The organism is Bradyrhizobium sp. SZCCHNRI1009 (genome assembly GCF_032487575.1).
In the GTDB taxonomy this organism is placed as follows: domain Bacteria; phylum Pseudomonadota; class Alphaproteobacteria; order Rhizobiales; family Xanthobacteraceae; genus Bradyrhizobium.
Window position 1 is genome coordinate 133,496 of the sequence record NZ_JAUEUL010000003.1, and the last position, 23,592, is coordinate 157,087.

Consider the following 23,592-nt stretch of genomic DNA (forward strand, 5'->3'; position numbering starts at 1 on the left):
GATCAAGCGCTTTCTGCTGGGGCGGCGCGACGAAGCGAGCGGGCGTTCGGATTTGGCGCCGCTGCGGGAGCAGCAACCCTGGGCGGAGCGGGGGCATGCGCGACGGCAGGTCCCGCGGCCTTGTTGGCCCCGGCGACTCGGGCAAAGATCTCCTGGCAGGGACCGAATGCGATCGCCTTGCCCTCGTACAGCACCAGCGCCATGTTGAGCGCATTCAGCGCGCTGGGACGGTGCGAAATCACGATCACGATGCTCTGGTTCTGCTGCCGCATGATCTGAATGGCGCGGCTGAGCGCGTTCTCCCCGTCGGTGTCCAGATTGGCATTCGGCTCGTCGAGGACGATGAGAAACGGATCGCCATACACCGCGCGGGCCAGACCGACGCGCTGCCGCTGACCGGCCGACAGCGACATGCCGCCTTGGCCGATTCGCGTCGAATAGCCCTCCGGCAGCCGCAGGATGATGTCGTGCACGCCGGCGATCTGCGCCGCCTTCAGGATCGCATCCGAGCTCGCATTCTCGTCGAAGCGGCAGATGTTGTCGGCGATGCTGCCATCGAACAGGGCAACGTCCTGCGGCAGGTAGCCGATATGGCGGCCGAGATCCTCGTTGCTCCATTGGTCGAGCGCTGCGCCGTCGAGGCGGACGGATCCATGCTGTGCAGGCCAGATGCCGACCAGCGCCTTCGAGAGCGAGGTCTTCCCGGAGGCACTCGCGCCGAGCAGCGCCAGACCCGTGCCTGCCTTGATCGAGAACGACACGTTTTGAACGATCGGCCGATCGGTGCCCGGCGCGGTGACCGTCAGCTCCTGTACGGTCAGCTCGCGGAATGGGCGGGGCAACGCGACCGGCGGCGCTTCCGGCCTGGCCGTGGCCTTGCAGATATCACGCAGACGCGCGATGCCCTGGCGCGCGGCGACCAGCTGTTTCCAGCTGCCAAGTGCGATCTCGATCGGGGCGAGCGCGCGGCCCATCAGGATTGACGAGGCCATCATCACGCCGCCGGACGCCTGTTCGGAGACGACGAGCGCCGCGCCGATACCGAGCATGCCCGACTGCAGGATGAAGCGCAGCACTTTCGCGGCGGCCCCGAGATTGGCGTAGACATCGCTGGCGCGAATATTGTCCTTCAGATAGCGCTCGTTGACGGCGTTCCAGCGTGCCGAGAAGCGATCCAGCATTCCGAGCGCGCGAATCACCTCGGCATTGCGCTGGGTGGCATCGGCGAGAACCTGCCGCGCGGCGCTCGTATCGCTGGCGGATTTGCTCGCCTGACGCGACAACCGGTCGGTCACCAGCGTCATCGAGATGATTCCGGCCGTGCCGATGACGGCCGTGATGCCGATCAGCGGATGAAACAGAAACATGCCGATCAGGAAGATCGGTATCCATGGCATGTCGAGAAAGGCGGTTGGTCCCATGCTCGACATGAAGGCGCGCAGCTGGTCGAGATCGCGCAGCGGCTGCTGCATCAGCATCGGCTTGGTACCGCGCAGGGGCAGGGTGGCCAGAGCGTGATGAATCGCGTCCTGCAAGCTCGCGTCGAACACGGTCGCCACCCGGCACAGCATGCGGGTGCGCAACGCGTCGAAATAACCCTGAATCAGATAGACGGCCAGAATCATCACCGACAGGCCGACGAGCGTGGCGAGATTTTTGCTCGGAACGACGCGATCATTGACCTGCATCATATAAACCGAGCCCGAGAGCATCAGGATGTTGATGACGCCGCTGAACACGCCGATGCCGGCCATGCGCTTCACAGCCTGGCGCAACCCGCGCGTCACCGGATCGTCGCTTCCCGAGAGAAGGTCGTTGAGGGCAGCCGCGGCTTTCGTTCTCGGGCGCTCTTGAGCCAGACTCATCCAGGCGCGTCTCCCAAAACACAGTGCTTCACTCCGCGCTATTGACAGTCGATACCGACGATTTTCCGGCAACAATTGGACATGTGGGCAATTCCGTCGCAGCGTCGCGGGCACACGACCGGCGCGAGACGCAATGCGCCGGGTCGGCTCTGAAAAGTTGTGGCGTCGTTCGGAGCGATCGGGTCTGTGCGAAATCTGTCCGCGATCGTCGATGGTTGCAGCGTGATAACAGCCATCGGCACGCGACGCGCGTCACACATTCGTCCGTCTATCACCTTGGTTCCGTACTCATTGGTCGCGGTCCGGGCCGAATGACGCCACGAAGCCGAATAAATCTTCCTGCGGTGCAACGCACAGGCGTTGTCATCTCGATCATGCGGTATTCGATGATGGTGCGGAGAACGATCATGATGGCGGCGGCAACACGAGGACATGCGGCCCCGCGCACCAATCCAGGACGTGCAATCAGCTCGGCCAGGCATGGCGGCCGACGATGTGTTCTATCATCGAACGTGCGGCCGCTGTGGAACCAGTGACCCGTCAAGCATCGGGCGCACGAGATCAACATCAGCTCCAGGGAGGACCAAGCAGATCAGTCCGCGTGCAATCCGAGCAACTCGTCACCGGCTCGGGCCACGGCAGTTGATCAACCATAGGCGTGATCCAACCGGTCACGCTCAAGCGTAGCGGGGCAACGATTGGGTGCAGAACGGCGCCGTAACGCCGAAGTCGGACGAAGTTGCTCACTTAGTAAAGCGTATCCGGGGGACGACAAAGTTGCTGAACGACATCACCATCGAGACGCGTGATGCGGGAATGGATTCGGGTCGAGGGGCGGCCCGCAGGAGTGAATACTTCATCATCCTGCGCCGGATCGGTCCGCTGAGACGAAATACGGTCGCCAGGTCGGCGGTAAATCGCGCCGATCGCGTGCGCGCAGCTCTGGAGGCGCACGCATGAAGATCCGCAAGACCGACTATGGAACGATCATCCTGCACTGGACCCTGGTTGGGGCCACTGTGATCGCGTTCTTGACGGGGCTTCGCATGGCGACCGAAGCGCCTGGACACGCGTGGATCGCCAACAATCTCGACTGGCTGCTGCCCCGGCACCGGACCTGGACCTGGCACATGCCGGCTGGGGTCGTGCTTGCGAGCGTCGCCGTCGCCTACATGATTTATATCTCGAAGTCGGGGCTCGGTCGCCGCGTCACCATCGACAAGATGCGCTTCAAGGGCCTGCTCGGCCGCCGGCCGGCGCGGCTGGGCTCGATCAGTGTGATGCTGCACTGGGTGCTTTTCATCTCCATGGCGATCCTGATCGTCACCGGAGGCATGCTCTTCTTCGGCGTGGCCTCCGGCTACGTCACCATGATGATCCACTGGTACGCGACCTGGGTGATCCCGGCCTTCGTGGTGCTGCACGTCCTGGTTCATTTCAGCATCGGCGGAAAGATGCAGCTCTATCGCGTGTTCCGGCCGGCGCCCTTGCCGCCGCCGCCGCCGAAGCTCGATCCCGTCGAACTGCTCACGATGCTGGTCGAGCAGTCGGAAAAGCTGGAGGAGGCGGAGGCGCCTCCGAAGCGGCCTGCGCCGGCCGCGCGGCCTGCAGCGCGTGAGCCGATGCCGGCGCCGCGGCGCATGGAGGAGCCGCTGCGGGCACGTTCGGAGCCGCGGGTGCCGCCAGGCCGCATGCGTCCGCCGCCGGCACCTGCCAAGGGCAACTCCCGTCGCCGCAATCCGAGCTTCCAGTCCAACCCGTTCATGGTCGCGATCGCCGCGGCCATCGTGATCGGTTCGGCGATGTTCGCCGCCGACTACTACGCCGAGGACACCGTCACGGTGTACCGAATCGCGACATCGGATGCGCCGACGCTTGACGGCGATTCGTCGGATCGTGTCTGGCGCAACATCCAGCCGCACATGGTGACGACCAACCAGGGCGACAATTTCGACGGTACCGGCGAATCGCGCGTCTGGATCAAGGCCGCGCATGACGGCACGTGGGTGTATTTCCTCGTCATCTGGGAGGACCCGACGCGGTCGCTGAAGCAGTTGCCGCTGATCAAGAAGGCCGACGGCTGGCATCTCCTGCAGAACGGTTTCGACAAGGGCGACGAGAACGACTTCAACGAGGACAAGTTCTCGCTGTTGTTCACGACGCTGCCGATCACCCTGGCCGCGGACCGAACCTTTCACATGAGCTCGCAGCCGATGCCGGACAAGCCGCCGACGCTGTCGGGTCGCGGCATCCACTACACGCCGGCGCCGAATCTCTATGCCGACGCCTGGCTGTGGAAGGCGACGAGCGGCGGCCCGACCGGATGGATGGATGATGATCATTTCGGTCCGCCTGCAGAACCCACGCCGGATCAGGTCAAGGGACTCACGCCCTACAAGGGCGGGTTCGCACCGGATCCGGGGACCGCGAACTATTCCGACAATTTCGTGATCGACAGGGAGGCCGCAAGACTGGGGAATCGGGGCGTGAGACCGAAGCGCCTTCCGAAGGACGTCGCCGCGATGACCGCGGCGATGGGCGAGATCAATCTCGATCCGAACATCGGCGAGAGCGAAGGCGCACGCTGGTTCATGACCGAGGCCGAATCGGTGCCGTATTCGGCCGAGGCGGATGCCCAGACGCCGATCGGGACCGTCGTGCCCGGTGTGCTCGTCAGCGGCGAGTTCACTGGCGATCGCGCGGACATCCGTTGCGCAGCGCGTTGGGCCGCGGGCCACTGGACGCTCGAAATTGCCCGCAAAATGGACACGAAAAGCAAGTACGACGTCCCGATCAAGAACGGTGTCTTCATGCGAGTCGCTGCGTTCGACCACACCCAGATCCGACATACGAGGCAGATCCGGCCGATGCGACTTGAGGTGCAGTAATGGGTAAGATTTGCAAAATCCAGTACAACAGGGAAACGTTCTACGCGAATGTGGGCGATATCCTGCTCGACGGCGCCATCAACAGTGGCGTGGATCTGCCCCATGACTGCCGCAGCGGAATCTGCGGCTCCTGCAAGGTAACGGTCGTCGACGGCAAGCTGTTCGGCGGGATGGAAGGCGACATGGCGCATGCGTGCCAGGCGCGTGTCGTGTCCGACCTCAAGATCATCACCGAGCCCGTGCCGGATACGGTGACGATGAATTGCGAGGTGGGCGATCTCGTGCGGCTCGCGCCCGACGTCGTCGGCGTCACCCTCGAGATGCCGAAGCCGCTGCGATTCTTCCCCGGGCAATACGCCAAGGTGCAGTACCGCGGTTTTCCGACGCGCTGCTACAGCCCGACCTACCCGATGGTTGGCGCGCCCGACAGCCATCTGCTGTATCTGCACATCCGCATCCTGAAGGATGGCCTGGTGTCGTCGGCGCTCGGCCGCGACATCCAGGTCGGCCATCGCGTCAAGCTGACGGCGCCGCTGGGCACCGCGTTCTTCCGGCAGAAGCATCGCGGCCGGATTATCCTGGTTGCGAGCGGCACCGGCTTCGCGCCGATGTGGGCGATCGCTGTCGCCGCCATCACCGAGAATCCGAAGCGCGAGATCGTCTTCATCGTCGTGTCGCGCACCTTGCAGTCGTTCTACATGCATCAGGCGTTGTGCCGCCTGGCGCGCTTCCCGAACGTGAAGATCATTCCGATCGTGTCGGAGCCGCAGAACGTCTCGCCCGCGATTCGCAGCGGCCGGCCGACCGAACACATGCCGGAGCTCACGCCCAACGACGTCGTCTATACCTGCGGCGCGCCGGCCATGACTGAGGCGGTCGCGAAGATGTCGCGCGCGGCCGGCGCGAAGTGTCATTGCGATCCGTTCGTGTCGTCGGCGCAACCGTCGGAGACCCGCGGCGGACTGATGGATCGTCTCGCCGGATGGCTCGACAGCCAGCGCGGCCGGCCGGCGATGTTCCAGCCGGCCGAATGACATCGGGGCAGCCACGGCCCGTGGCTGCCGCGCGAAAGTCTAGCCGGCCACGAAGCTGAGCAGGGTGCCCGTCGCTGACGCCGGCGGAACAACGAGGCTCGCGCCGCTGCGCACCGCCGCCGCGCCAAGCGCCTTTTCCGTCGTTGCGAGATCAAGTGAAGCCAGCACCAGGCCGGCGCCGCCGCGCTCCGGCAGGCCGGCGAGCGACACGCCGGGATAACGCGCTGCGAGCTGCTCCCGGGTCAAGAACACGAAATCGGCGCGATCGCCGCCCGAGGTCACGGTCACGGCGCCGTCGGCCTCGGCTCGCCCGTCGCGATCGATCAGGCGCGACAGATGGGCTGCGTCCTTGGTCGGATCCGGCGTCACGATCAGGGCCTGCTTCAGCTGCTTGGCGGCGTTGGCATGGCGCATCAATTCAGGAATCCAGACTGTTTCGCGCGTCTTGTGCTGGCATGCGAAGATGCGCAGGCCGCCCGGAGCCTCCGCGACCGGCCATTGAAACACCCGGAATTTCGCTGCCGAGATGGAGCCGTCGGGCAGGGGCACCGGCCGTTCGAAATCGATCGGGCCAATCGGCTCAAAACCCTTGGCGCGGATTTCTTCGGCGCCGGCCGCCGAGTCGATCGCGGTGAAGGCGATGCGCTCGATGCCTTCGCCGCGCTGGGCGAGGAAATTGCGGGTCGGAACGTTGTGGTCGGTCTCGGCGAGGATGCCGAGCAGCTCGATGTAATCAGGATCGAGCATGATGGTGTAATTGCCGGACCCCATCTTGGCGCTGTGCGTGCCGCGCGGAGACAGCGTGAAGCCCAGCCGCCTCCAGGTCTCCGCCGCGGCGTCGAGATCCTTCACCACGACGACCGCGTGATCGATACCGATGACATTCTTGAGGGCCACGCGTTTGTCTCCTTGCAGCGAAGTTGGCATATTGGCGGCCGAACTATGCCCAATCGACCTATGCGCCGCAACCGGCGCGGATGGGCGCTCGGCGCAAGGCAAGACCGTCTTCCTGGAGGGCGGTTGATCAGCAGGGATGAGCTGTTCACGATGAGCATGACGATGGAAAACGTTCAATGGCCGCCGTCCTTGTGGGCTGCGCAGACCCCGTCTGGACCTGACCTGTCCGAGCTTCAGGGCAGTGTGCAGGCCGATGTCGTGATCATCGGCGGCGGCTTCACCGGATTGTCGACGGCGCTGCATCTGCGCGAGGCCGGTGTCGATGTCGCGATCGTCGAAGCCATGGAGCCGGGCTGGGGCGCCTCGGGTCGGAACAACGGCCAGGTGATCCCGACACTGTCGCGCCCGGATCCCGAGGATCTCATCGCCCGTCACGGCGCCGCCGGCGAGCGCTTCGTTGCGATGCTGCGCGACAGTGCCTCAGCGCTGTTCGAGACCGTCAGGCGCTACGGCATCGACGCCGAGCATGAGCAGGCCGGCTGGGTCCAGCCGGTGCATACGCCCGGCCGCATCAAGATCGCCGAGCGCAGGTTCAAGCAGTGGTCGAAGTTCGGCGCGGAAGTCGAGCTGCTGTCACGCGACCAGACGCGCGACATGCTCGGCTCGGATGCATGGTATGGGGGCTTCTGGAACAGGACCGGCGGTCACATCAATCCGCTGGCGCTCGCGCGCGGGCTGGCGCGAACCGTGCTGAGCCTGGGGGGCCGCATCTATGCGCGCTCGCCGGCGATCGATTTCGAGCGGCGCGGGAATCGTTGGATCGTCCGCACCGCGCAAGGCGAGGTGTCGGCGCGCGCGCTGGTGCTGGCGAGCAATGCCTATAGCGGCGAGTTCTCCAAGGCTCTCGCACCCGAGATCGCGCATGAGGTGATGCCGGTGCTGTCCTGGCAGATGGCGACGCAGCCGCTGTCGGACAATGTGCGGAAGACCATCATCCCGGCGCGGCAGGCGATGTCCGATACTCATGGTGAGCTCTATTTCGCCCGCTACGATGCGCGCAACCGCCTGGTAACGGGCGGCGCCGTGATCGGTCCCGGCAACAAGTCCGAGCGGCTGAAGGCGAGGGTCGCCGAGCGCCTGCAGCGCCTGTGGCCGCAGATCGGCGAGGTCCGGTTCGACTATGTCTGGAATGGCTATGTCGGCATGACCACGGACTACATGCCGCGAATTCACCGCCTCGGTCCCGATGCCTATGGCTGGACCGGTTGCAACGGCCGGGCAGTCGCACTGACGATCCCCCTCGGTGCGGAGCTTGCGAAGGCGGTGCGCGGCGTGCCCGCGAACGAGCTGGCCTTGCCGTTCACGGAGCCGGTCACCATTCCGGCGCACGCCCTGCTGCGTCCATTCGCGCCACTGATGCTGCTCCTGTACCGGTACCGCGACGCGCGCGAGATCGGCTAAGACGTGGGATGTTGGGTCCGGGCGAAGTCGCCGCCCGGAATGGCCTCCAGCAGCGCCTGCGTATAGGCATGCTGCGGGTTGCCGAACACGTCGTGCGTGGGCCCATGCTCGACGACGACGCCGTCCTTCATGACCGCGACCAGATCGCAGATCTGGGCTGCGACCCGCAGGTCGTGCGTGATGAAGATGATCGACAGGTCGAGCCGTTCGCGCAGGCTGGTCAGCAGCTTCAACACCTGCGCCTGAACGGAGACGTCGAGCGCGGACACCGGCTCGTCCGCGACCAGCACCTTGGGCTTCAGCGCCAGCGCGCGCGCCAGCCCGATGCGCTGACGCTGACCTCCGGAGAACTCATGCGGGAAGCGATCGGCGGCCGACGGGTCGAGCCCCACCAGGCTGAACAGCTCGCGGGCCTCGGTCAGCGCCTGGTCTCGCGCAGTGCCATGCACGATCGGTCCCTGCGCCACCAGCTCGACCGCCTTGCGCCGCGGATTCAACGAGGCGAACGGGTCCTGAAACACCATCTGCATCTGCTGGGTTCGGTTTCTGACCTCGCTGCGCGAGAGGTTTGCCCAGTCCTCGCCGTCGAGCAGGATCGTTCCTCTGTCGGGATCGATCAGGCGAATGATGCAGCGGGCGAGGGTGGATTTCCCGGAGCCGGACTCGCCGACGATGCCGAGCGTTGCTCCCTTCGGTAGTGAAAGCGAGACGTCCCTGACAGCATGGGTAATGCGCTCGCCGCGCCCGAGGAAGCCGCCGGTGCGATAGGTCTTCGAGACACCGGAGATGGCGAGAATCAACTGGTCCGACAGCTTGCGTGACGGGGGCGCCGCTACCGGCGGCACCGCGGCGATCAATTGCTTCGTGTAGTCATGCTGCGGCCGTTGCAGGACATCCGCCGCCGCGCCCTGTTCGACCACGCGGCCATGCTGCATCACGACGACACGGTCGGCGATCTCGGCGACGACCCCGAAGTCATGCGTGATGAACAGCACCGCAGTCCTGCGGCGCTGCTGCATCTCACGGATAAGCTTGAGGATCTGGGCCTGCGTCGTGACGTCGAGCGCCGTCGTCGGCTCGTCGGCGATCAGCAGCTTCGGATCAAGCGCCAAGGCCATCGCGATCATGGCGCGCTGGCGTTGGCCGCCGGACAGCTCGTGCGGATAGGCCTTCGCCGCGCGCGGCGGATCGGGAATGTTGACGTCGGACAGCAGGGATAGCACGCGCGACCTGATCTCGGCCTTGGAGAGATCGGTATGGATGTCCAGGACCTCGCCGATCTGGTCGCCGATCGTGCGCAACGGATTGAGCGCGGTCATCGGCTCCTGGAACACCATTGCGATCTCGGCGCCGCGAATGCTGCGCATCTCGGCCGCCGCGGCGGTGCAGAGATCGCGCCCGGCAAACAGGATGCGCCCGCCGTCGGTGCCCACACCGTCGGGCAGCAGCCGCATGACGGCATTGGCCATCATCGACTTGCCGGAGCCGGATTCTCCGACGATGCAGACGATCTCGTTTTCGGCGACCGAAAGCGAGACCTCGGAGATCGCATGCGTGCGGTCGGCGCCCCTCGGCAGACGCACGCTGAGGCGATCGACAGTCAGAACGGGCTGTGCGGGACTCATCGCTGCTTCAACCGCGGGTTCAGTGCATCGTTGAGGCCCTGGCCGACCAGCGACACCGCGAGCACGGTGATGAGGATGGCAACGCCGGGGATTGCCGACACGTACCACTGCACGCGCAGCACGTCGCGCCCGAGCCCGATCAGGTTGCCCCAGGAGGCCACGTTGGCGTCGGACAGCCGCAGGAAGGCCAGCGCGCTCTCGAGCAGGATCGCGACCGCCATCACGACGCCGGCATAGACGATCACCGGCGGCAGCGCGTTCGGCAGGATCTCGCGCAGGATGAGCTGGTTGTCGCGCATGCCGAGCGTGCGGCCGGCCTGGACGAATTCGCGGCTGCGCAGCGACAGGAACTCGGCCCGAGTCAGCCGCGCCGGCGCCGGCCAGGAGACGATGCCGACGGCGATCGTGACCGTCGTCAACGTCGAGCCGAACACCGCGACCAGCACCAGCAGCAGCACGAAGTTCGGCAGCGTCTGGAACGCCTCGGTGATGCGCATCAGGATGTTGTCGACCCAGCCGCCGTAGTAGCCCGCGAGCGCGCCGACCAGCACGCCGATCGCCACGGCAATGAGTGTGGCGACGCCGCCGATCAGGAGCGAGATGCGGGCGCCGTAGAAGATCTGGGCGGCGATGTCGCGGCCGGAATTGTCGGTGCCGAGCAGGAAGCGCGGGTTGGCGAACGGCCAGATCAGGGGCCGGCCGGCGAGCGCAAGCGGATCGCGTGGATAGAAATAGCCGGCGCTGAGCGCCATGCCGATGACGATCAGCAGCAGCACGAGTCCCAGGACGGCGGCGGGACTGCGGAAATAACGTTTAACCGCGTCCATGCGCTAGCTCTCCGCCGTGATGCGTGGATCGAGCCGCGCGTAAAGCAGATCGGTCACGAAGTTGACGGCGATCACGAGCAACGCCGAGACGAAGACGATGCCGAGCAAGGTGTTGAGGTCGCGCTGGACGACGGACTCATAGGCGAGCCGTCCGAGGCCGGGCAGCGAAAACACCGTCTCGACCACCACGGAGCCGCCGAGCATCGTGCCGGCCTGTAGCCCGATCAGCGTCACCATCGGCAGCAGCGCGTTGCGCAACACGTGGCGGGTGATGATGCGGGTCTCGTCAAGGCCCTTGGCACGCGCGGTACGGACGAAATCGAGGTTCAGGACCTCGAGCATCGAGGCTCGCATGATGCGCAGATAGATCGCCAGGAAGATCAGGCCGAGCGTCAGTGACGGCAGCACCAGATGGCTCGCGATGTCCAGCACGCGCCATATGCCGGTGCTGACGGCGCCGATGTCCTCGAAGCCGCCCGCAGGCAGCCATTGCAGGTAGATCGAGAACACCACGATGGCCATCAGGCCGAACCAGAACGAGGGCGTGGCGTAGAAGATCAGGCCGACCGTCGAGATCAGCGTATCCGGCCAGCGATTGACGCCGCGCGCCGCGATCACGCCGAACACGAGGCCGAAGAAGAATGCAAAGGAGAGCGCGGAGGTCATCAGCAACAGGGTCGGCGGCAGACGTTCCAGGATCACGGCGGCGACCGGCTTGCCGTAGATCGCGGAGAAGCCGAGGTCGAGCCGCACCAGCCGCCACAGATAGTTGGCGAGCTGCACCGGGACCGACAGATCCAACCCGTAGAAGCGGCGCAGCTCGCGGGCGGTCGCCGCATCGCCGCCGCCCATCTGCGCCATCATCGCGTCGACCGTATCGCCCGGTGCGAGCTGCAGCAGGAGAAAGACGCCGATCAGGATCAGGAACAAAGTGGGGATCGAGGCGGCGAGACGTCGCCCCGCAAGGCTCAAGATGCGCATGGCCTATCCTGACGGATTCCGGCTCAGGCGGAAAGCCACAGATCGTGCCAGCTCGACGATCCCCAGCGCGGCGTGTTCGAGTGGTTGCGCGCCTTTGCGGTGATCACGGTGACGAAGATCTGCTCGATCGGCATCCACACCGGCAGCTCGGTATTGGCCTCGCGCACGAAATCGGCGTAGAGCGCCTTGCGCTTGGCCGGATCGACCTCGGTCGCCGCGTCATCGATGATCTTGTCGATCTTGGGATCGTCCCAACCCCACTGATTGGTCCAGGGCGCGCCCTTGGGCTGGCCGGAGCGATACCAGACCGTGGTCGAAACCGCGGGGTCGTTGCGGTACTGGTGCCAGCCGGTCGCGAGATCGAAGGCGTGCTCGTCATAGACCTGCTTGAGAAAGCCGCCGCCATCGTTGCGCACGATCTCGATTGCGATGCCGACCTCGCCCAGCGATTGCTGGAGGAAGGTTGACCACAGCGAGATGTCCTCACCCCACGGCGCGGGCAGCAGCCGCAGCGAGAAGCGGGTTCCGCCGGCGCCGGGCTTGTAGCCGGCTTCGTCCAGGAGCGCCGCCGCCTTGGCCTTGTCGTAGGGATATTGCGGCGTATTGGCGCCGGGGTAGAAGTCGGTCGAGGTCGACGGGATCGGACCGGTGCCCAGCTTGGCGAAATCGCCGAGGAAGTTTTCGATGAAGAAGGGAACGTTGATCGCGTGCGCGATGGCACGGCGGACCTTCACGTCCGCCAGCTCCTTGCGGCGGACGTTGAACTCGAGCGTGTTGGTGCGCGCGTTGCCCTCATTGCCTTTGGTCGAGACGATGAAACGCTTGTCCTTGCCGAGCCGCGCCATGTCGGAGATCGTCAGGCCCGAGAACGGGCTGTAGTGCAGCTCGCCAGCCTCCATCTGCGCCGCCGCCGCGGCACGGTCGGTAATCACCTTCCACACGATGCGGTCGAGATAGGGTGCGTTCGGCCGCCAGTAGTCGGCATTGCGCTCGGCGATGATATACTGGCCGCGCTCGTACTTCACGAATTTGAACGGACCAGTGCCGATGGGGGCGAGGTTGGCGGGGTTCTGCCTGATGTCGCCGCTCTCGTAGATGTGCTTGGCCGAGACGTAGCCGAGATCGGGCAGGGCGCGCAGCAGCAGGTTGAGCGGCATCGGCCGCTCGTAGCGGAAGATCGCGGTTTGCGGATCTGGCGTGTCGACCGCAGTCAGGAACAACTGCAGGGTCGATCCGTAGTTGAGGATCTTCTTCCACATGTTCATCGCGGTGAAGGCAACGTCCTCCGACGTGAACGGCTTGCCGTCATGCCAGGTGATGCCCTTGCGCAGCTTGAAAGTGACGGTCTTGCCGTCCGGCGTCGCCTCCCAGCTCTCGGCCAGCACGCCGACCGGCTGGCCATTGGCGTCGAGGTCGACGAGGTTCTCCTGGATCTTGCCGCCGATGATGTAGACACCGGTCGAAGCCTGGAGGCTCGGATTGAGCTGGCGCTGCTCGGCGCCGTAGTGAACGTTGAACACGCCACCCTTGCGCGGCGTCTCCTGGGCGAAGGCGCGGAATGGATTGACCACGTTCGCTGCGATGGCAGCGGAGGTCAGGAGGGCGGTCCGGCGGCTGATCTCGAAACGGCTCGAATTCATCAAGGTCTCCCGAAGGCCAAGCGGGACGCTGGCCGATGGTGCAATCGGGGCGAAGATTACGCGGATCGCGGGTCCAAGTCATTTGCGAATTGCCATGCAGTTCTGCGGCATTCTCGTGCGGCCCATGCAGCCGGCGGCACCGTGGCATACATTGCTCGTATACGAACGAATGGGAGAAGACCTTCGTCGACAAGGCCCTGAATGTGGTGGGGATTGCCGGCGGCGATTGAGCGACCGGAAGCAACTTTGACGTGGCGCCGCAGAGAGCACGCTATCTTAAGTCGGCGTCCCGCGTCTGCATTCGATCGGTAGCCTCAGCACGAATGCGACACCGGTCTCGCCCGGCTGCAGCGAGATCTCGCCGCCATGGTTTGCCATGATGGCGCGCACGATCGCCAGCCCCATGCCGGTACCGCCGCTGTCGCGCCGGGTCGTGAAGAAGGCGTCGAAGATGCGGTCGCGGTTGTCAGGCGAGATCGGATCGCCGTCATTGCTGGCGATGACGATCAGCATCTCCTTGCTCTCCTCGGCCTCGAGGCGGATGCGCAGGGCGCCATGCCGGACGGCGTTGTCGACGAGATGCGTGAGCACGATGAGCACGGTTTCGTTCGGCAATGTCGTGCTACGTTCGACCGGCCCTGATGTCTCGATGACAACCGACGGGAAACGCGATCGCAGCGTGCCGACGGCCTCGGCGATGCTACCGGCCTCGACCGCCGACACCGTCTCCGCCCGTGCCAGCTCGCGCAAGCGCTGGGCCAGTGCCGCGAGGCGGTCGGCGTCGCCAAGGATGTTGGTGAGGAACGTCTCCTGCTCGGCGCGCGTCAAGGTCTCAGAAGGGCTGGCCAGAGAGTCGAGCAGCAGCTCGGCTGCGCCCTTGATCGAGGTGAGCGGTGATTTGAGTTCGTGGGTCAGATGCGCGGAAAAGCTCCTGATGTAGTTGGAGCGTTGCGCCAGTTGCTCCGCCATGGCGAAGAAGTGCTCGGCGAGCTCCGCGAAGTCGCGGGTGCCGTAATGGGCGAGCGGACGGAAGCCTGCGGGATCGTTGCGTCCGATCCGGCCGGCGCGATCGACCAGCTCGCGCATCGGGCGCGTGATCGTGCGCGCCACGATGAGGCCGACCAGCAGCGTCGTGAGGACAATGGTGGAGCCGGCCGCGATGAACTTGCCGCGCTCCTGATAGAGATGCTCGAAGATGTTGCGCGGCGTGCGCGAGGTATAGATGACCCCGGCGACGTGATCGTCGACGATCACGGGCATCGCCGAGAACACATGGACGCCGACGCCGCGGCTGATCGAATAGATCGGTGGCGGGGCCTTGTCGGGAATGCGGATGCGGAGCGCGGCGCTGTAGCGTCCCTTCAGGGCGGCGGCCACCTCGTCGATATGGGCGAGGGATTTGCCCATCTCGTCGCGGCCGGCGATCACGACGCCCTGGGGATCGAGTACGCGATACCCGGCCAAGGTGACCTTCTGCGTCTCCCTGACGATCGGCAGCAGGCGCGCGCCGATCGCGACGTAGGCCGGATCCGCTGGATGGACCGCATCGCGTGCGTCGGGCCGGCGGACGAACAGATCGTTGGCCAGGAGATCGAGCAGGGGGCGAATCGGCGTCACCTCGTCGGAGGCATCCGGACGTGACTCGGGCGGGATCTCGGCGCCGAGCGGCACGCCGGCGGCAAGGCGCGCGGAAACCTCCTCGGCAAAGACCGCCGCCAGCACGCGGCTCTGCGCGATCAGCTCCGCCTGGGTCTGGCGGATCAGCTGGTTGTCATAGATGCGAAAGAAGAACAGCCCGACCAGCGGCAAGGTGCCGACCAGCGCCAGAACGCCGAAGACGATCTGTCCCAGCGACGGCCGCCATTTTGCCTTGGGCTTGGGCGCGATCATGGGGCGCCGCAGCGGCCGAGCCGGAAGCCGACGCCATGCACCGTCTCGATGGCGTCCTCGCAATGCGCGGCTGCCAGCTTGGCCCTGATGTTGCGGATGTGGCTGTCGATGGTGCGGTCGGAAACCTGGATGTTGAGCTGATAGGCGGCGCTCATGATCTGCTCGCGGCTGAACACGACGGCAGGGCGCGTCATCAGCGTGCGCAGGATGCTGAATTCCAGGGCGGTAAGTGTCAGCGGCGCGTCGCCGAAGCGCGCCAGATGCTGCTGCGGGTCGAGACGAAGCCTGCCATGCGCCAGCTCCTCCGGTTCGGGCGCACGATCCGCCCCACCGGATGAGACCCTGCGGAGAATGACGTTGACGCGGGCGACGAGCTCGCGCGGACTGAACGGCTTGGTCACGTAGTCGTCGCCGCCGATCTCGAGCCCGAGAATACGGTCGATCTCCTCGTCGCGCGCCGACAGGAACAGGATCGGCACCTGCGAGGTCCGGCGAATCCGCCGGCAGACCTCGAGGCCGTCGTACTCCGGCATGCCGACGTCGAGCACGATCAGGTCCGGACGGTCTTCGGCGAACCTGGCCAGCGCGGCGCGGCCGTCGGCGGCTTCCTTCACCGCCATGCCGGCCTTGCTCAAGGCCACGCGCAGGACCTCGCGGATATGCGGGTCGTCGTCGACGATGAGGATTCGGGGAGACACGTGCTTTCCTCCGCGGCGAGGCATCAGCTTGGTTTCTGCGACACGGGATGTGTATCGAGATAGCGCTGCAGGCGCCAGCCGCGAAAACTCCAGGATCGCCAGGACGCCATGCTGCTTTGCTGTTGCGCGAGGAGCCGATCGCGGTCGCTCGCCAGTCCCCGGTCCGTCGGTCGCAACAGCATCGCCCGCTCGATGGCCGGCAGCGCCTCTGGCCCGAGCCAGACGAGATAGGAGCCGTCGATGAGAGGGCCGCTCTGCCCCGCCTCACGACTATGGGAGACATTGAAGTCTGCGATCGGCCGGTCGAAATTGATCAGTGCACAGCCGTAAATGGTCGCCGAGAGCACCAGGATGTTCATGCGGACGAGCCACGCGTTGGACTTGGCGAGAGCGATCCTGAGCACGATGAGGATCAGGCCGATCGCAACCAGGATCATCCATATCAAGGCCGCGATCCGCCAATAGGTCAGAGCATAAGTCTCGATATACATGTGAAGCCGTTGGATCGAGGATACGACCAGCATCACGTTCTGTGCCACCCAGAGATAGACCAGCGGCCGGACCAATCGCGACTCGTTTGCCGTGGTCTCGGAGCGGACGGCGACGATGACGAAGGCCGCCGCGAGCAGCGCTGTGACGATCAAGGGATAGGCGCCCCGGTGCGCATAGGCCGCATAGGTCATGCCGTCCGGAAGCGCGGCATGTCCCCACAGATAGGCGCCGTCGAGCGCCGTCTGGAGAGCAAACAGGATGTTGAACAGGATCAGCGCCCGAAGCACCGTTTCAGGGCCGAGCACGGTCGCCAGGAGTGACGGCTGATCGGGTTCGCTTTCGATCGGCGGGCTCGGAGTCTTGGTCCGCTCGCGCCAGCGAAGATTGATGAACGGCCAGACCATGGACAACGTGACGAGCCAGAAGATCGCGCGCCCCATCGTGAGTTGGGAAGCGACGTGCTCGGGACTGAGAACGGCGAACCAGCGCTCAATGACCGGATTGGCTGCCGCGAACAGAGCCAGGAACACGCAACCGAGTGCCAGCGGGATGCTCCAGACAAGGAGAGTTCGCATGACCATGTTCGTGCGGAGCGTCACGATCGCATCCGGTATCAGCCGAAACGGTCCGATGAGCAGCAATTGCCGTGCGGCGGTCAGCGGAAGCCGGAAGCCGCGCGCGGATCGGTTGGTCGCCAGCGCGACGGCCGACAGCGTCGTGAGCAGCAGGACAGGAAAAGAAAGCAGGTTCAGGTCCTCGATGGCGGGAGCCAGGCCGGCACCGAAGAGAACTGCGGCTCCGACCAGACGGCCTCGAGTGGTCTTGGCGAGGTTGGCAAGAACGCTGGCGGAGGCGAGCGCGGCGAAAAACAGCGGGAATGCCAGGCCAATCGGCCGGCCATCGTACAGCAGCGGATCGGCGAGGCCGACGAGGCCTGCAGCGAGGGCGAATTTGAGCCACATGGAATCGGGCGCGACGGGTGCAGCCGTCGGCTCGGCAAGGGTGGTCATGGAGGAATCCTTGGTTTGGGTCATCGCTCGGGCCGGAAGGCACAAGCCGATGAGCCCAGCATGACGCCTGCCTATGCAGCGGCTCACGAGGGGATCTGCAGCATTTCAGGATTTGTTTGCAGATTTGGTGCAGACGCGATTCTGCTGCTGGCGCGGGCGAAACGTGATTGTTACGCAATGGCCGTCTTTCCCCTGGGATGATCGGCTGCACACATGCTTGGACGTATCAGGACCGCGGTTCTCTGGATCCTTGCTCTGCTCTTCATTTTCGTCACGCTGAACAGCAACGAGCCCTATCTGGTTCGGCTGCGGGGCAGCGGCCATGTGGCCCTGCTCCTCATCGGGCTTGCTGTCCCGCTGCTGCTGATGCTCGGCGGCCGGTGGCGGCAGGGGGCCGCCGGACGCGCGCTCGTGCTGGCATGGTGCGTTCCGCTGATCATGCTGACGTCGACGCAGTTCATGTTTGCCTGGCGCAAGTACGAGACGTTCCGCACGCCCCCGGACGTGGCGCGTCTGCTCGGCCGGCATTTCATCGTCGGCTACACGGCCGTGGGCGACGCAGCCGCGTTGGCGCGGCAGGGGTTGATCGCGGGAGTCTATGTCACTCACCACAACGTCCGTGGCCGGACCGAGCCGCAACTCCGTGCCGAGATCGCGCGGTTGCAGGACGCGCGCCGGAGTGCCGGGCTGCCGTCCCTGCTGGTCGCGGCGGATCAGGAGGGAGGCTCCGTCGCGCACCTGTCTCCGACACTGCCGAACATGCCCGGCCTCGCCACGCTGGCCGATCTGCCGGCCTCGCGGCGCGCGCAGGATGCGTTCGCGATGGGGCGCGCCCAAGGTGAGGCGCTCGCGGCTGCCGGCATCACCTTCAACCTGGCGCCTGTCGTCGACCTTCGCCCGAGCTGGACACGCAATCGACTGGACTTTCACACCTTGATCGGCCGCCGCGCGATCTCCAACGATCCCGCGGTGGTTGGCGACATTGCGCTCGGCTATGTCCGTGGCCTGGAAGCTAGCGGTGTCCGCGCGGCCATCAAGCATTTCCCTGGTCTGGGTCGCGTCGCAGCCGATACGCATCATTTCTCGGCACAGCTCGGCACACCGGCAGATGTCCTGGAACGGTCGGATTGGCGGCCATTTCGACAGGTGCTGCAGGGCTCGCACGCGGCGATGATGGTCGGTCACGTGACGGTCGATGCGGTCGATCCGGAGCGGCCTGCCTCACATTCCAAAGCCGTGCTCGAGGGACTCATTCGCGGCCACTGGAACTATCAGGGTGTGATTGTGACGGATGATCTCGTGATGGGGGCGATCTACGGCCGCGATCTCTGCAAAGCTGTCGTGGAGGCTCTGAACGGCGGTGCCGATCTGTTGCTGGTGGCCTATGACGGCACCCAGTTTCATCGCGTGCTGGCCTGCGCCAAGGAGGCTCTGGCGCAAGGACGCATCGACCTCGATGCCCTCAGCCGAAGCGATGAGCGGCTGAAGCGCTGGGCGCCGGCGGTTGACAGATCAGAGCCGTCGAATGTGTCCACGGTTCTGCAAGAGACTGGAGCCGAGCATCAGAAAATCGTCGACTGAAGGGCAGGACAGCGCGAGTCCTCAGCGCGGGCCGTTGCCGGTCCAGTTGCGCCAGGCGACGTTCGAGAGGCTTCTCAGGTCGGTCGCCAGCGGGCGTCGTACTTGTTTGTCGTGCTGGGCAATGAGGTGCTCGGACTCGCGTATCTTGAGCTGGAGTTCCGCGACCTGCCGCTTGGTGTGTTCGAGCGCCTTCGCATCGGCGCTCTCACCCACCGTGAACCGCGCCGTCTCAATCTGCTTCAAGGCAGCACGATTCTTTTTGAGCTGGGCGCGATGCCAGGCAACCTTGCTGTCACTGTCCGCAACCATGGTGGACTCCCGCGAAATGCCGCGAAGACTAAACGACCGATTTCTGATTCGCGACAGCCTAGGCCCGGCATCGGCAACATCGGAATACCGATCTGCCGAATCATCGTCTCGATGACTTGAACTTGGCCAGCTCAATCCAACCTCGCGGCGCGTCTCATCTCATCGATCAGTTCGGACGCTTCAGCCTTCGTCATCTCCGCTTGCGTGGGGGCAGGGCGACCGGCCTGCTCGCTGAGCGTCTTCAAGCAGGACGCGTGGGCATCGGTCATCGGATCGGCTCCGGAACCCCAGTCCTCGGGTTCTTTCTGCAGCCGTTCAGCCATGGGGCTCTGCCGTTCTTGGCGGGCTCAATGCGCCAGCTTGCAGAATGTTCCCATTTTGTTCTATGGTGTAATGATCATCGTCTGAGGGGGGCTCCATGCGCGATCTCGATCTGGTTCGAGCCGAAATCGACCGTCTGCGCCTTCAGGTCGGGCGGCAGCGTCGCGAAATCGTGCAACTGCGGCGGGCCGGCGTGCCGGCGGCGGCGGCCGAAGCGCTGTTGCAGCGGATGTTGGGAACGCTCGAGGGACTGCGGCAACAACGCGAGCAGCTCAAGCTGGAAGAGGCGAGCAGGCTGCCTCCCAGGCAGAGAGGAGCCCGGCACGCATGACATTCCGGCGACAAGGTCGAGCGATCCGCTGCTCGTCGGTATTCAGCTCGCCGAGACGGCCATGGCGGGTCCGCGCCCGGTTATGACGAGGTCCGCGTCCTTGGCTTGGGCAGCGAGGGCAAAGGTGGGTCGGCGGTCCCGTGCCGCTCGCCAACATGGGGCGTGTGAGCTTCGGGCAATACGATGTCCGGCGGTACGGCCGTCAGCTCTTCCGGAGTGGCCTCGCATGATTTGATCTCGAAATTGTTGTCCAGAATTTTCTCGCCATGCGTGCCGAACGTGATGAGATCGGCCTGTTCCGCGGCCTCCCAGACCTCGCGCTCGGTGCGAAACGGGCGGGTCATCTGTTCGTCATTCTCAAACAATGCGTAGGGCACGAGCGCCTCCAGATTGCGATCCGCCGACGCAGCGATGCCGTGCCGCCCGACGCCGCCCATCCATTTCAAGGCAGGGACGTCCAACAAACTGCGGCACGTGCGGGCTGGTTCCACCCCCCGGGAGAGCGTCAAGCGATTGACCAGTTGTGACGGTCCTCGCGCTTTCCAGGTGGAACATGCCCGCCAGCGGGAGGTTGCCCGCGGTGCGAATGGCCAGGAGAGTTCAATGGATATCAAGGGAAAGAAGATCGCGATCCTCGCAACCAACGGGTTCGAGCAATCCGAGCTCGAAGTGCCCCGCGATCGCCTCAAGCAGGCGGGCGCGACCGTCGAGATCGTCTCGCTCGCGCTGGGCGAGATCAAGGGATGGAATGAGAAGGATTGGGGACGGCCCGTCAAGGTCGACAAGACGTTGGACCAGGCTTCTGCTGCGGACTACGACGCCGTCGTGCTGCCGGGCGGCCAGATCAATCCGGATCTGTTGCGGCTCGAGCCGAAGGCGCTGCGGTTCATCAAGGAGATCTTCGAAGCCAAGAAGATCGTCGCGGCGGTCTGTCATGCGCCGTGGCTCCTGATCGAGACCGGCATCGCCAAGGGGCGCAAAATGACGTCGTACAAATCGATCAAGACGGACGTTGCCAATGCCGGCGCGCAGTGGCAGGACGCGGAGGTCGTCGTCGATCAAGGCGTGATCACCTCGCGCAATCCCGGCGATCTGGAAGCCTTCAGCGCCAAGATCATCGAGGAGGTCAGGGAAGGCCGCCATCTCAAGCGCAGCGCGGCTTGAAGCTGAGATCGGAAGCCGGGAGAAATCCCGGCTACCTCAGGAGGGACAGGCCCAGCGCCCGAGGGGTCGAACGCTGGGCCGCAGTCCACACGGAGTGCCTCCAGCGAGATGGGGGAACGCCGCCAGAGGCACGGACATGACTCGCGGCGGGCTGGGTCGTTCCTAATTCCTATGTTCGGCCCTTCGCCCGCGTGACTTCGATGATAGCCTCGCAAGGTTCAGTGAGGAATCGGAACTTCGCTGCTCATCCCGGGTTTGCCGCTTTTGACCAGGCCGCGGAGATGCGTCGTGAGCGAGAAGGCAAAAATCCAGGACTACAAATCTCCGGCTGGCGGTTGGGGGTCGGTGCACGCGGTCGCGAGCATCCTGACGCAGGAGGAGGTGACGCTGCTTGGCAGCGAGATCCTGCTGAAACAGAACAAGCCGGGCGGCTTCATGTGCGTCAGCTGCTCCTGGGCCAAGCCGGCAAAGCCGCACCCGTTCGAATTTTGCGAGAATGGCGCCAAGGCGACCGCGTGGGAAATCACCGGCAAGACCGTCGGACCGGAGTTCTTTGCTCGGCACAGTCTGACAGAGTTGCGAGGCTGGTCGGATCATCAGCTCGAAGAGCAGGGGCGTCTCGCTCATCCCATGCGCTACGACGCTGCGGCGGATCGCTATGTTGCCGTGAGCTGGGACGAGGCCTTCCGCGACATCGGGGCGGAGTTGAACAGGCTCGATCCACGGTCGGTCGTGATGTACACGTCGGGCCGGGCCTCGCTCGAGACGAGCTACATGTATCAGCTGTTCGGCCGGATGTACGGCACCAACAATTTTCCCGACAGCTCCAACATGTGCCACGAGTCGACGTCGGTAGCGCTGCCTGAGGTGATCGGCGTGCCCGTCGGCACGGTGCTGCTGGAGGATTTCGATAGAGCGGATTGCATATTTTTCTTCGGCCAGAACACGACGACGAACTCGCCGCGCATGCTGCATCCGTTGCAGCGGGCGGCGCAACGCGGCGTACCCATCATCACCTTCAACCCGCTGCGTGAGCGGGGGCTGGAGCGCTTCACTGATCCGCAGAACCCGATTCAGATGGTGCTGACCGGCGGGACGCGGATCAGCACACAATATCATCAATTGCGCGTCGGCGGAGATGGGGCGGCGCTGCTCGGATTGTGCAAGGCGGTCATCGAGGCGGATGACGCGGCGATCGCCACGAAGAGCCCACGTGTGCTGGATGTCGCCTTCATCGAGCAGCACACGTCCGGCTTCGAGGCCTTTGCGACCTTCTGCCGGCAGGCGTCGTGGAGCGACATCGAGCGGTCCTCCGGCCTCGAGCGCGCCGCCATCCTGGAGGCTGCCAAGGTCTACGCGAACTCGCACGCCGTGATCGCCAATTACGGCATGGGAATTACCCAGCATCGGCATGGCGTCGAGACGGCCAAGATGATCGTGAATCTCCTGCTGTTGCGCGGCAATATCGGCAAGCCCGGGGCTGGCATCTCGCCTGTCCGCGGCCATTCCAACGTGCAGGGTCAGCGCACCGTGGGAATCTCCGAGAAGACCAAGCTGGTGCCACTCGACAAACTGGCCGATCTCTATTCCTTCGAGCCGCCGCGATGGGACGGTCTCAGCACGGTGGATGCCTGCCAGGGCATCATCAAGGGCGACGTGAAGGGCTTCATCAGTCTCGGCGGCAACTTCCTGCGCGCCGTCCCGGAACGTTCGCTGATGGAGCCGGCGTGGTCGAAGCTGCGGCTGTCTGTGCAGATCGCAACCAAGCTCAATCGCAGCCACATCGTCGCAGGCGAGGTGACCTATCTGCTGCCGTGCCTCGGCCGCATCGAAATCGACCGGCAGGCCAGCGGAGATCAGGCGGTCTCGATGGAGGACTCCACCACCTGCATTCACGGCTCGCGCGGGCAGCGCCAACCCGTCGCCGAGACCCTGTTGTCCGAACCAGCCATTGTCGCCGGTCTCGCCAAGGCCACCCTGAAGCCAAATCCGCACGTCGACTGGGATGCCTGGGTGGGCGACTATGCGCGCGTCAGAGACGCGATCGAGCGGACCTATCCCGAGCAGTTCAAAGACTTCAACAAGCGCCTGTTTGAGCCCGGCGGCTTTCCGCGGCCGCTTGGCGCCCGCGAACGCAAATGGAAGACGCCGACCGGCAAGGCGAACTTCACCGTGCCCAAGGCGGCGCTCAATCCTCCGGAGGAAGGCAATGGCGTGTATCAGCTGATGACCTTGCGCGCCGACGGCCAGTTCAACACCACCATTTACAACGAGGACGACCGGTTTCGCGGCGTCACCGGAGGCCGTCAGATCGTCTTCATGAACGCGAGCGACATGGCTGATCTGGGCATCAAGCAGGGCGAGCCGGTTCGGCTCTCGACCGAGGCCGATGACGGCGTGGAGCGCTCGCTGGGCGGGCTCCAGGCAGTGGCGTTCGACATTCCGCGCTACAGCGTTGCGGCCTACTACCCCGAATGCAACGGATTGATTCCGCTATGGCACTATGCGGAGGGCAGCAAGGTGCCCGCCGCCAAGTCGATCCCGGTCCGGATCTCGCGCGACATGGCCTGAGCTATCC

Annotated in this window: 20 protein-coding genes; 8 read left to right on the top strand and 12 right to left on the bottom strand. The window is 64.9% G+C overall.

What is annotated here, in order from left to right; all coding sequences use genetic code 11:
* Nucleotides 1-2 precede the first annotated feature (2 nt).
* Nucleotides 3-1,865: a type I secretion system permease/ATPase gene (locus QX010_RS07540; protein ID WP_316178628.1), complete on the bottom strand. Its 1,863-nt coding sequence runs from the start codon at nucleotides 1,863-1,865 to the stop codon at nucleotides 3-5.
* Between the two features lie 777 nt (nucleotides 1,866-2,642).
* Here QX010_RS07540 and QX010_RS07545 point away from each other — a divergent pair.
* Genes QX010_RS07545 through QX010_RS07555 form a run of 3 tightly spaced genes read left to right on the top strand, consistent with a single transcriptional unit; the run spans nucleotide 2,643 to nucleotide 5,787 of the window.
* Entirely contained in the window at nucleotides 2,643-2,825 is a 183-nt protein-coding gene (locus tag QX010_RS07545) for a hypothetical protein (RefSeq protein ID WP_315799877.1), read from the top strand.
* The gene (locus tag QX010_RS07550; protein ID WP_315799878.1) at nucleotides 2,822-4,753 is read left to right on the top strand and encodes an ethylbenzene dehydrogenase-related protein; all 1,932 of its coding nucleotides are present in this window, start codon (nucleotides 2,822-2,824) and stop codon (nucleotides 4,751-4,753) included. The genes QX010_RS07545 and QX010_RS07550 overlap by 4 nt, the downstream gene beginning before the upstream one ends.
* Nucleotides 4,753-5,787, top strand: coding sequence for a 2Fe-2S iron-sulfur cluster-binding protein (locus QX010_RS07555; protein WP_315799879.1), 1,035 nt, complete (start codon nucleotides 4,753-4,755; stop codon nucleotides 5,785-5,787). Before QX010_RS07550 ends, QX010_RS07555 begins: the two co-directional genes overlap by 1 nt.
* 39 nt (nucleotides 5,788-5,826) lie before the next feature.
* On the opposite strand, the gene QX010_RS07560 is transcribed toward QX010_RS07555, so the two are convergent.
* Complete coding sequence (locus QX010_RS07560; RefSeq protein ID WP_316178631.1) at nucleotides 5,827-6,684, bottom strand: VOC family protein; 858 nt, start codon at nucleotides 6,682-6,684, stop codon at nucleotides 5,827-5,829.
* A gap of 150 nt (nucleotides 6,685-6,834) precedes the next feature.
* Between QX010_RS07560 and QX010_RS07565 the strand changes: the two genes are divergently transcribed.
* A complete protein-coding gene (locus tag QX010_RS07565) occupies nucleotides 6,835-8,145 on the top strand; it encodes an FAD-dependent oxidoreductase (RefSeq protein WP_316178633.1) in 1,311 nt (436 codons plus the stop codon).
* Here QX010_RS07565 and QX010_RS07570 read toward each other — a convergent pair.
* From QX010_RS07570 to QX010_RS07600, 7 genes are all read right to left on the bottom strand, one after another.
* Nucleotides 8,142-9,770 (bottom strand): ABC transporter ATP-binding protein, encoded by a 1,629-nt coding sequence (locus QX010_RS07570; protein WP_316178635.1) that lies wholly within the window; start codon nucleotides 9,768-9,770, stop codon nucleotides 8,142-8,144. The two genes, QX010_RS07565 and QX010_RS07570, sit on opposite strands and share 4 nt — an antisense overlap.
* On the bottom strand, nucleotides 9,767-10,597 hold the full coding sequence (locus tag QX010_RS07575) for an ABC transporter permease (protein ID WP_316178637.1): 831 nt from the start codon (nucleotides 10,595-10,597) through the stop codon (nucleotides 9,767-9,769). Before QX010_RS07575 ends, QX010_RS07570 begins: the two co-directional genes overlap by 4 nt.
* A 3-nt stretch (nucleotides 10,598-10,600) precedes the next feature.
* Nucleotides 10,601-11,578, bottom strand: coding sequence for an ABC transporter permease (locus tag QX010_RS07580; RefSeq protein ID WP_316178638.1), 978 nt, complete (start codon nucleotides 11,576-11,578; stop codon nucleotides 10,601-10,603).
* A gap of 23 nt (nucleotides 11,579-11,601) precedes the next feature.
* Nucleotides 11,602-13,218, bottom strand: a complete 1,617-nt coding sequence (locus QX010_RS07585) for an ABC transporter substrate-binding protein (RefSeq protein ID WP_316178640.1) — start codon at nucleotides 13,216-13,218, stop codon at nucleotides 11,602-11,604.
* 276 nt (nucleotides 13,219-13,494) lie between these two features.
* Complete coding sequence (locus QX010_RS07590; RefSeq protein ID WP_316178642.1) at nucleotides 13,495-15,108, bottom strand: ATP-binding protein; 1,614 nt, start codon at nucleotides 15,106-15,108, stop codon at nucleotides 13,495-13,497.
* Entirely contained in the window at nucleotides 15,105-15,806 is a 702-nt protein-coding gene (locus QX010_RS07595) for a response regulator transcription factor (RefSeq protein WP_315799887.1), read from the bottom strand. Before QX010_RS07595 ends, QX010_RS07590 begins: the two co-directional genes overlap by 4 nt.
* A 23-nt stretch (nucleotides 15,807-15,829) precedes the next feature.
* Nucleotides 15,830-17,308 (bottom strand): DUF4173 domain-containing protein, encoded by a 1,479-nt coding sequence (locus QX010_RS07600; RefSeq protein WP_316178645.1) that lies wholly within the window; start codon nucleotides 17,306-17,308, stop codon nucleotides 15,830-15,832.
* A 213-nt stretch (nucleotides 17,309-17,521) separates the two neighbouring features.
* Here QX010_RS07600 and QX010_RS07605 point away from each other — a divergent pair, with 213 nt between their 5' ends.
* The gene (locus QX010_RS07605; RefSeq protein WP_316178647.1) at nucleotides 17,522-18,889 is read left to right on the top strand and encodes a glycoside hydrolase family 3 N-terminal domain-containing protein; all 1,368 of its coding nucleotides are present in this window, start codon (nucleotides 17,522-17,524) and stop codon (nucleotides 18,887-18,889) included.
* 21 nt (nucleotides 18,890-18,910) lie between these two features.
* Here the strand turns inward: QX010_RS07605 and QX010_RS07610 are convergent, their stop codons facing one another.
* Both QX010_RS07610 and QX010_RS07615 read right to left on the bottom strand, forming a co-directional pair.
* Nucleotides 18,911-19,198, bottom strand: a complete 288-nt coding sequence (locus QX010_RS07610; protein ID WP_315799890.1) for a hypothetical protein — start codon at nucleotides 19,196-19,198, stop codon at nucleotides 18,911-18,913.
* 131 nt (nucleotides 19,199-19,329) lie between these two features.
* A complete protein-coding gene (locus tag QX010_RS07615; protein ID WP_315799891.1) occupies nucleotides 19,330-19,521 on the bottom strand; it encodes a DUF3072 domain-containing protein in 192 nt (63 codons plus the stop codon).
* A gap of 95 nt (nucleotides 19,522-19,616) precedes the next feature.
* Here QX010_RS07615 and QX010_RS07620 point away from each other — a divergent pair, with 95 nt between their 5' ends.
* A complete protein-coding gene (locus tag QX010_RS07620; protein WP_315799892.1) occupies nucleotides 19,617-19,850 on the top strand; it encodes a hypothetical protein in 234 nt (77 codons plus the stop codon).
* 80 nt (nucleotides 19,851-19,930) lie between these two features.
* Here QX010_RS07620 and QX010_RS07625 read toward each other — a convergent pair whose 3' ends face one another.
* Entirely contained in the window at nucleotides 19,931-20,287 is a 357-nt protein-coding gene (locus QX010_RS07625) for a hypothetical protein (protein WP_316178948.1), read from the bottom strand.
* Nucleotides 20,288-20,453: 166 nt separating this feature from the next.
* On the opposite strand from QX010_RS07625, the gene QX010_RS07630 reads away from it, so the two are divergent.
* The gene (locus QX010_RS07630; RefSeq protein WP_315799894.1) at nucleotides 20,454-21,014 is read left to right on the top strand and encodes a type 1 glutamine amidotransferase domain-containing protein; all 561 of its coding nucleotides are present in this window, start codon (nucleotides 20,454-20,456) and stop codon (nucleotides 21,012-21,014) included.
* Nucleotides 21,015-21,302: 288 nt separating this feature from the next.
* Nucleotides 21,303-23,585, top strand: coding sequence for an FdhF/YdeP family oxidoreductase (locus QX010_RS07635; RefSeq protein ID WP_316178650.1), 2,283 nt, complete (start codon nucleotides 21,303-21,305; stop codon nucleotides 23,583-23,585).
* The last annotated feature ends 7 nt before the right edge of the window (nucleotides 23,586-23,592 follow it).